The organism is Thermosipho sp. (in: thermotogales) (assembly GCF_020054775.1).
GTDB lineage: Bacteria > Thermotogota > Thermotogae > Thermotogales > Fervidobacteriaceae > Thermosipho > Thermosipho africanus.
Window position 1 is genome coordinate 1 of the sequence record NZ_JAIHAP010000085.1, and the last position, 7,647, is coordinate 7,647.

Genomic DNA, 7,647 nt, shown 5'->3' on the forward strand with positions numbered 1-7,647 from the left:
AATTATCCGTGGAGGTTCCGGCGTAGCTCAACCGGTAGAGCGCCTGGCTGTTAACCAGGTGGTTGCAGGTTCGAGTCCTGCCGCCGGAGCCATTTTTTTATTATTGTTCCAAACTCACTCAAGGTCCCCCTCCAGTTCGCCGGCACGCAGAGAAATACATTTTCTTTCCTCTGTTCTGGATTGAGAATAATGAAGCCCACCCACGCCTACCTCCGAAAAGGAAAAAATGAACTTGACTTTTTGCTTTTATTTGCTGTATATTATCATGTGATGTTAAACAATGGTAAACTTTGGCAGACCCAAAAAGAGTTAAAACTATGATGTAAGGCTTTGGAGAAATAGTAACCTTTGGGGAAACTGCAGAGCATTTAAATTTGTGTCCCTCATGATCAGGTATTGATAAAGAGAATAAAAACAATTTCTGAAAGAAAATTGAATCCACAAGGAAATTCCTTATAGCGATGGCTTAATAACAAAACTTCAAAATCTTTTTGTGAAAATCTTGTTATTGGCTTTTATTTTTATCTTATCTCGTCGCAAAAAGAACTTCGATAAAAAATTATTGCCTTCCATTACAAAGAAAAACAGAAGAAATAGAGCAAAAGAAAGTCTCAACTTCTACTTCGAACATTATCATAAATGCTTTGAAGCTCTTTTATGGAGAGATTTTGAACAAAAAGTTCTTTTGCGAAGTAGAGCGCCCAAAGAAAGACAAAAAACTGCCGGTGGTTTTGATCAGGGTAGAGGTTATGAAAATACTAAAGGTAATAGAAAATTTAAAGCACAAGGTCGTTTTAATGCTTATGTATTCTGATGGATTACGTGTTGGGGAGGTTTTTGAGGCTTAAGCCCGAGGACATAGAATCAAATAGGAAACTGATTCACATTAGATCGTCAAAAGGTAGAAAAGACCACAATACCTTACTTTCAGAAGTTGCTCTTCAAACTTTGCGAGAATACTGGAAGAAGAAAAAATCAGGAAGTGGTTATTCCCCAAAGTTCGAATAAGCGGAGTTATATGCTATGTGCAAAACTGGGGGACCAAAATGAAAATTAAAAGATTAATACTGAAAAATTTCCGTATATTTAAGGACGAAACAATTATAGATTTTGATGATCTAACCGCATTTGTTGGCAAAAATGATATTGGCAAAACAACTATTTTAGATGCATTAGACATATTCTTTAATGAAAAAGATGCTCAAGTTAAACTTGATAAAGAAGACATAAGTAAAGGTTCAAGTAGCAATGATATAGTAATTGGTGTGGTATTTGAAGAGTACCCGCAAGAAATTGTGATTGATACTACCGTTTCTACAAATTTGAAAGAAGAATATTTGCTGAACAAGGATAATTTATTGGAAATTCGTAAAATTTTCCCAAATGGAGATGTAAAAAAAGTAAAGACATATATAAGAGCCTACCATCCATCAAATGAACAACTTAAAGATCTTCTCACTCTCAAAATTTCAGAATTAAAAGAGCGAGCAGAAAAGTTAGGAGTAGATCTGTCAGATGAAGATAAAAGAATTGCCTCAGTGATTAGAAAAAAAATACGAGATCATTTTAAAGAAGAAATTCAATTAGAGGAGTTTGAGATACCAATTGACGAAGAAGGTGCTAAGCTAATTTGGAATCAAATCAAAAATTATCTTCCATTATATGCTCTGTTTAAATCAGATAGACAAAATGTTGATCAAGATGCAGAAGTTCAAGATCCTATGAAAATAGCGATAAGAAAACTGCTAGGAAGGGAAGAAATTAGGACCAAGTTAGAAGAAATTAAAAACGAAGTAGAAAAAGAAATAGTTGAAATAGCAAACCGTACAATTAAGAAGTTAGAAGAAATGAATCCTGAAATAGCACAAGAATTAAAGCCTAAAATTCCCGAGCCAAAATGGGAGAGTGTATTTAAAGGGATAACAATCAGTAGTGATGAAGATATTCCTCTTAATAAAAGGGGGAGCGGAGTTCGCAGGTTAATTTTATTGAATTTTTTTAGAGCAGAGGCCGAAAAGAAAAAAGAAGAAAGAAATGTTCCGGATGTTGTCTATGCCTTTGAAGAACCTGAAACTTCTCAACACCCAGATTATCAAAAGAAATTAATTGAAGCCTTTTTGTCTTTGTCCAAAAGAGAAGATACCCAGATAATTTTAACAACTCACAGTCCTGGCATTGCCAGCTTATTGCCAATAGAAAGTCTAAGATTTTTATACAAAAATAATGATGGGAAAGTTGTTGTTGAGAAAGGATCCGATGAAGTTTTATATAAAATAGCCGAAAGTTTAGGTGTATTACCAACAGTTGATAAAGACAGAATTGAGCAACTTAAATTAGTTGTATGTGTCGAGGGCCCTACTGATGTAGAATTTTTTAAAAGACTTGGTAAAATAATAGATGATGAATTAAAAATTGATTTTGAAAATGATAAAAGAGTCGTCATAATACCATTGGGTGGGTCCACCCTAAAACATTGGGTTGATAATCATTATTTAAGAAAATTAGGTAAACCAGAAATTCATATTTATGATGGGGACAAAGAAGAAAACAGGAGAATGGTTGAAGAAATTAACAATCGTGGAGATGGAAGCAGAGGATTTGTTACTAATAAAAGAGAAATTGAGAATTATGTACATCCTAATATTGTAAAAGACATATTTAGTCTAAATGATGAAGAATTGATGAATTTAATAGATTTAACGAAATTTAATTGGGTTGAAGACTGGGATAAACTGGATATACCAAAGAAATTAATTAATATCTATAAAGAAAAAGGGTGGAGCATTAACGAAAATAAAGTAAAAGAAAAGATAGCTACTGAAGGGATCGAAAAAATGACATTGGAATTTTTCCATGAATTAAATGCTTACAAAGAAATCGAACAGTGGTTTAAAGCAATAAAAGAGGTAATTAGTTGAATATGCACACTACACATAACAAACAGATATCTGACTACTTGTCTTTAGCGCTATGTCCAAATTCTCACTATGCTCGGACTTCAGATATCCGCAAAACGTTAAGTGAAATGGCCAAGCCCGTCAAGATGGAGGTAATAAAAGATGGCTAATAAAAAATTCATTCCGGAATTACATGATATAGGGAAATTGGTTGATGATAGATTGAAAGATTGTATTGGTCTAAGAGGGTCACGCGGTAGAAAACATACATTCGCTACTTTCAATTTCCAAAAACTCTGTATCCCACAGCCAACTTCACCCTCTTGGTGGGGACAATACCACCATGAAAATTCAGAAGTAAATAAAGACATAAATCAATGGAATTTAACAGATTCTATTGGAAATTCAATTCCGACAGAAGAAAAATATCATCTTTTCTTACTAATCCTTGCTGATCATTTAGCCTCATCAGTTTCAAGAGCAACTCTGGAATTAGAAAAAGCACAAAGCCAACAAGCCGGAGTTTTAAAACTATGGAACAAGAATTTTTATCAACAAGAAGAAAAGAGAGGAAAGCATTGGGCAGCATTCAAGACCATTGATAATTTAAAAATCTTGTTCGATGAAATTGAAAATTGTAAATCTGGAGAGGAATTTCTAAATAAGTACAGGGACTCTCTCCTGCTAACTCCTGAGGATAAATCTGTTCCCAGAAATGTAACATCACTCTATACACATGTTGAGCTGGTGGGCAAGATCTACAGAGTTCTTGAGAAAAACACAAAGCTAATTACAGAACCAGACGGGTCTATCGCAATAGAATACAATGGTAAAAAAGTAAAAACAATAAAAGAAGCAGAGGGGGATAACTTTATTTATTATAAAGACAAGCAAGGGAAAGAGCATTATGGAAATAAAGGCAAATGGCAGGCGAGATTAGTTAAATGCTGGATAAAATTCCCACACTCCTTTGTTAGATTACAGGATATAAATCTGCTCAGAAAAAGAGAGGAACTTGTAAATTATATTGCAAGTCATTGCAAAGATGAGGTTATATTTGCAACTTCAGATTTCATCATTCTATTTCTTCCACCAAATCAAGAATTAAAGGAGATACTCAAACCTCTTCTTGACTGGGGCTTTTATATAGAAGCAGAGGAAATCCTAGCCGATTTGGGAATATTAAACTCTATACTGGATAGAAAAACTCTGCAAGCAAGGCAAACTAACGATCAAGCAAGATTAAGTGTTCTTACCAATAGGGATACTAAAGTATATAAGAGATATCTTACGCCTGAACTCCCAGAAGAAATACAACCTCCTATATGTGATATATGCCAGCAAAGGCAGGGCATAGAACGAATAAAAGAGAATGTAAGAGAGTGGATATGTGATAAATGTCAGGAAATAAGAAATCTGGGTGAGCCTTTTAGAGAATATACAACAGTGTGGGGAGAGGAAGGTGTTAAAGTCTGCTGGTTTAAGTTCTCTCTGGATCAAAACAAATTGGAAGATTGGTTACATAAAGCGTTTGAGGAATATGTTGATAGTTATAATTTCAGTAAAGCAAGTGTTTTAAAGGAAGAGTTCAGGCCTCTTGCTTTACAAGTAGATTTCAACAAAGACTATAAAGAAATGCTAAAAGAGTTCTGGAAGGAGTTTAGCAGAGTTGATGATATTAAAAAGCCGATTGCTGAATATGATGAGCTTGGAGTATTCAAATATTCCCCAGAATTAACAAAAATGGTTATTGAGAAGTTTCTAAATCTTTTTGAGCAGTATTTTCCAGATTGCATCACTGATGAGAAATCCCCCATAAGTTTATCGCTAAGCATCGCCAATATCAAATATCCCATAAGAGATCACTGGAGGTATTTTGAGGAAAATAACAAAAACTTCATTAATGTAAGGCACCATAGAGTATTTGATGAAAGATATACAAAGGATGAGTTGAAGATCATCATTGAAAAAGCCGTCAATGTGAAAACTTCAAGTTCGTTCTTGCACAAACTCGTTCAGTTAGAAGAGAATCTTCGATCCGAGATTCACATTGCCGTTGAGATATTTAACAATAGAAAGAAATATCCCGAAATTTACGAGATGCTTTCAAAAGGGATAAAGCCATCAAAATTCTTAAACCTATACAGACTTTTAAGAGGTGGCGAATATGAATAAAGGGTTACTGGAGATAAAACTTGAAATAGATTCCGTAATCATAGGAGAAAGAGTTAAAGGTGGTATATTCAGACCCTGCCAAGATACCATTCCTTCTTCCACTATTGAGGGTGCATTAAAACATTATTTGGGTGTTGAAATTCCTGCTGTTGGTTTTTTCGAAGAAAATACCTATGATTTTGATGAATTTACATACTCTGTTAAGGATAAATTTCTCAGTATTTCAAAGATGCCTATAATCACTATGTACCTAAAACCAAAAAATGATAAAATCAAAGCAAAAGTGTATATCCCTCTTCACAAAGGAAATAACTTGAAGGATAATCTAAAAAATATGGAATTCCAACTTGGCGCTCTGAAAAGCAAAGGATTTGGGAAATCAAAAATAGTTGAAGTAAAGGAAATAGAATCAGAAATAAAACAGGGAATCTTAAATGTTAAAGTGTTTGAAGAAGAGGCTAAAGATTTTGGAATTGAGGTAATATCTCCGATTTATGGGTTTCTATTTAAACCCGATAGTTTTTCAATAGGTGGAACGTACAAAAGGGCATTATTTCCCGGTAGTCTGGTCAAAGCCCCCAAAGTTCTATTAAAGGAGGTGACATATTATGACGAGTAAGATAGATGAGGTGTTTAAAAAGGTGTTGAATGACAGGGCCATATTCGATAGTCCGTATGACAGGAATAAAAGAGATAATATTCCTAAACTCTTTGAAGGAGATAGTTGGAAAGAATTGGGAAGGTTATTCAGTGAAGGGAGGAAAGACGAATTTATGAAGAAAATTGACAGTAGAATTAGGAAAATAGAGAAAATAGAGAATCAAGAGCAAAAAGCTAATGAATGGCGTCGTGACAGAATTAATGAGCTAAAGAAGCGAGCAGAGTGGTTAAAATCGGCATTTGATGGTAAACCCCATCTTTTAAAAGAATTGTTTGAAAATCTTGAATGGTATGGATTAGTGAAATGCAAATTACCAAAAAACATGGAAAATTATGGAAAGGTCATTGAAAGATATGATCTCTCAATAGTTGAACAATATTTCATGGGTAAAATAGAGCGCTCTCGTTATCCTCGAAATATAGCGTTAGAGAGAGTTCTTGAATATGTAAAGGAGCTTTACATGGCTGGAATCTCTCCCGAAGAGATAGCTTATTTTGTAAGAAAATTAAAGTCGCTAATAAAATATTGGGAGGTGATAGAATGAGAGAAAAAATAAGTATAAAGATTAACGAACAAGAAAAAGAATTTGAAATAAAAGAAGAAGGAAAAATGAAGATTTTGGAACTACCCATAAAAATAGAAGTTGCAAAAGAAAGCTTTCTACATATAGGTGCTGCACCTTCGCCATTAACGGAGAAAAAAGGCGCTGTATTCAAGGTGGATCGAACTCCAGTAATACCTGCAACCAGTTTTAAGGGCGCTCTAAGACATCAATTAGAATTACTATTCATAGAAAAGACTGATGAATTTGCTCAGCTATTTAACATACCTGGCAATGAGAAAGAATTGTTAAAGCCTTGCATTCCTTCCCCAAGACCTACAAAGGCTGAAAAAGAACTCATCAATTCTGGTAAGTATAGAAAGCAGCATTGTGAGATAAAAGTTGATGAAGATAAAGTGTCAATCCCTAAAGCTGATGGCAAAGAAGATGGCAAAGAAATAGGCATTTGTCCCGTATGCTATTTTATGGGTGCTGCGGGGCTTATGGGATTTCTTAGATTTAGCAACTTTCTTCCTGAGAGCGAGGGTAGTGTAATAGATCAAACAAATATAAGAATTGATAGAAAAACAGGAACTGCTGCTCATGGTGCAAAAGTTGAGGGGGAACAGGTAAAACCTGGAACTGTTTTCAAAGGCACTATTGGCATAGTAATATCCGAACCAATACTGGAAATGCAGGGGATACGGTTCGGTGATGCAAGAAAGATTGGCGATGTAGTAATTGATAAATGGTTAGAATACTGGGGGGAGGAAGAAGAGAAAACAGAAAGGATAAAAACTCTAATTGAGAAAGTTATTATTCCTGCAATAGAAAACATAAAATTATTAGGAGGGCAAAAAAGTAGAGGCGGTGGTAAGGTAAATGTTAAAGTTGAGGTATGATTTTAGCGGACTTGGGCACTCTGTGAGATTTTGCACCTTGCCCCTATCGAAGGGCTCTTAGCAGGTGCGTGTTCGACTTCGTTATCGCTTCATCCAGATTCCCTCTCTTACGGTCGGAAACTTCGGATACACTCCGGGTGTTAGGCGACATTGCTTACAGTAGAAGGAAGGCAAAATGGAAATCGTGAAATATACTATCGTGATAATAGGACAAAAATCAGAAACCGCCCATAAAAAAATTGAAATTTGAAAAGTGATACTTAAAATACGATGTGATCTTCAACATTCTACCTCCCGACATTCTGCGATCCACACACAAGTATATAAAAAAGGGAGCTCGCGCTCCCTTCAGATCTTTTGAACACCGTCTGCACTCTCTATCTCGTGGAAGGTGAGATCTATCCCGAAATGCTTCTTATAAGACTCCACCAGCTCTTCTTTTATCTTCCCAAAAGCCCCCTTCTTTGAAAG

General features: G+C 35.1%; 7 protein-coding genes, 1 tRNA gene and 1 pseudogene. 8 read left to right on the plus strand and 1 reads right to left on the minus strand.

Going from position 1 to position 7,647, the window contains the following annotated elements:
• Nucleotides 1-16 precede the first annotated feature (16 nt).
• The 8 genes from JG780_RS09930 to JG780_RS09965 all read left to right on the plus strand — a co-directional run bounded on the left by JG780_RS09930 (nucleotide 17) and on the right by JG780_RS09965 (nucleotide 7,176).
• Nucleotides 17-92 (plus strand) — tRNA-Asn (locus JG780_RS09930).
• A 401-nt stretch (nucleotides 93-493) separates the two neighbouring features.
• Nucleotides 494-814 carry a hypothetical protein gene (locus tag JG780_RS09935; RefSeq protein ID WP_287570453.1) on the plus strand — a complete coding sequence of 107 codons (321 nt, stop codon included), beginning with the start codon at nucleotides 494-496 and terminating at the stop codon, nucleotides 812-814.
• A 23-nt stretch (nucleotides 815-837) separates the two neighbouring features.
• Nucleotides 838-1,008 carry a site-specific integrase gene (locus tag JG780_RS09940; RefSeq protein WP_287570456.1) on the plus strand — a complete coding sequence of 57 codons (171 nt, stop codon included), beginning with the start codon at nucleotides 838-840 and terminating at the stop codon, nucleotides 1,006-1,008.
• A gap of 38 nt (nucleotides 1,009-1,046) precedes the next feature.
• A complete protein-coding gene (locus JG780_RS09945; protein WP_287570459.1) occupies nucleotides 1,047-2,918 on the plus strand; it encodes an ATP-binding protein in 1,872 nt (623 codons plus the stop codon).
• Nucleotides 2,919-3,059: 141 nt separating this feature from the next.
• Nucleotides 3,060-5,072: a hypothetical protein gene (locus tag JG780_RS09950; RefSeq protein ID WP_287570461.1), complete on the plus strand. Its 2,013-nt coding sequence runs from the start codon at nucleotides 3,060-3,062 to the stop codon at nucleotides 5,070-5,072.
• The gene (locus JG780_RS09955; RefSeq protein ID WP_287570463.1) at nucleotides 5,065-5,691 is read left to right on the plus strand and encodes a hypothetical protein; all 627 of its coding nucleotides are present in this window, start codon (nucleotides 5,065-5,067) and stop codon (nucleotides 5,689-5,691) included. Before JG780_RS09950 ends, JG780_RS09955 begins: the two co-directional genes overlap by 8 nt.
• Entirely contained in the window at nucleotides 5,681-6,277 is a 597-nt protein-coding gene (locus JG780_RS09960; protein ID WP_287570464.1) for a hypothetical protein, read from the plus strand. Before JG780_RS09955 ends, JG780_RS09960 begins: the two co-directional genes overlap by 11 nt.
• Nucleotides 6,274-7,176, plus strand: coding sequence for an RAMP superfamily CRISPR-associated protein (locus tag JG780_RS09965; protein WP_287570466.1), 903 nt, complete (start codon nucleotides 6,274-6,276; stop codon nucleotides 7,174-7,176). Before JG780_RS09960 ends, JG780_RS09965 begins: the two co-directional genes overlap by 4 nt.
• A 348-nt stretch (nucleotides 7,177-7,524) precedes the next feature.
• Here the strand turns inward: JG780_RS09965 and JG780_RS09970 are convergent.
• Nucleotides 7,525-7,647: pseudogene (locus JG780_RS09970) on the minus strand (galactokinase); the annotation flags it as partial.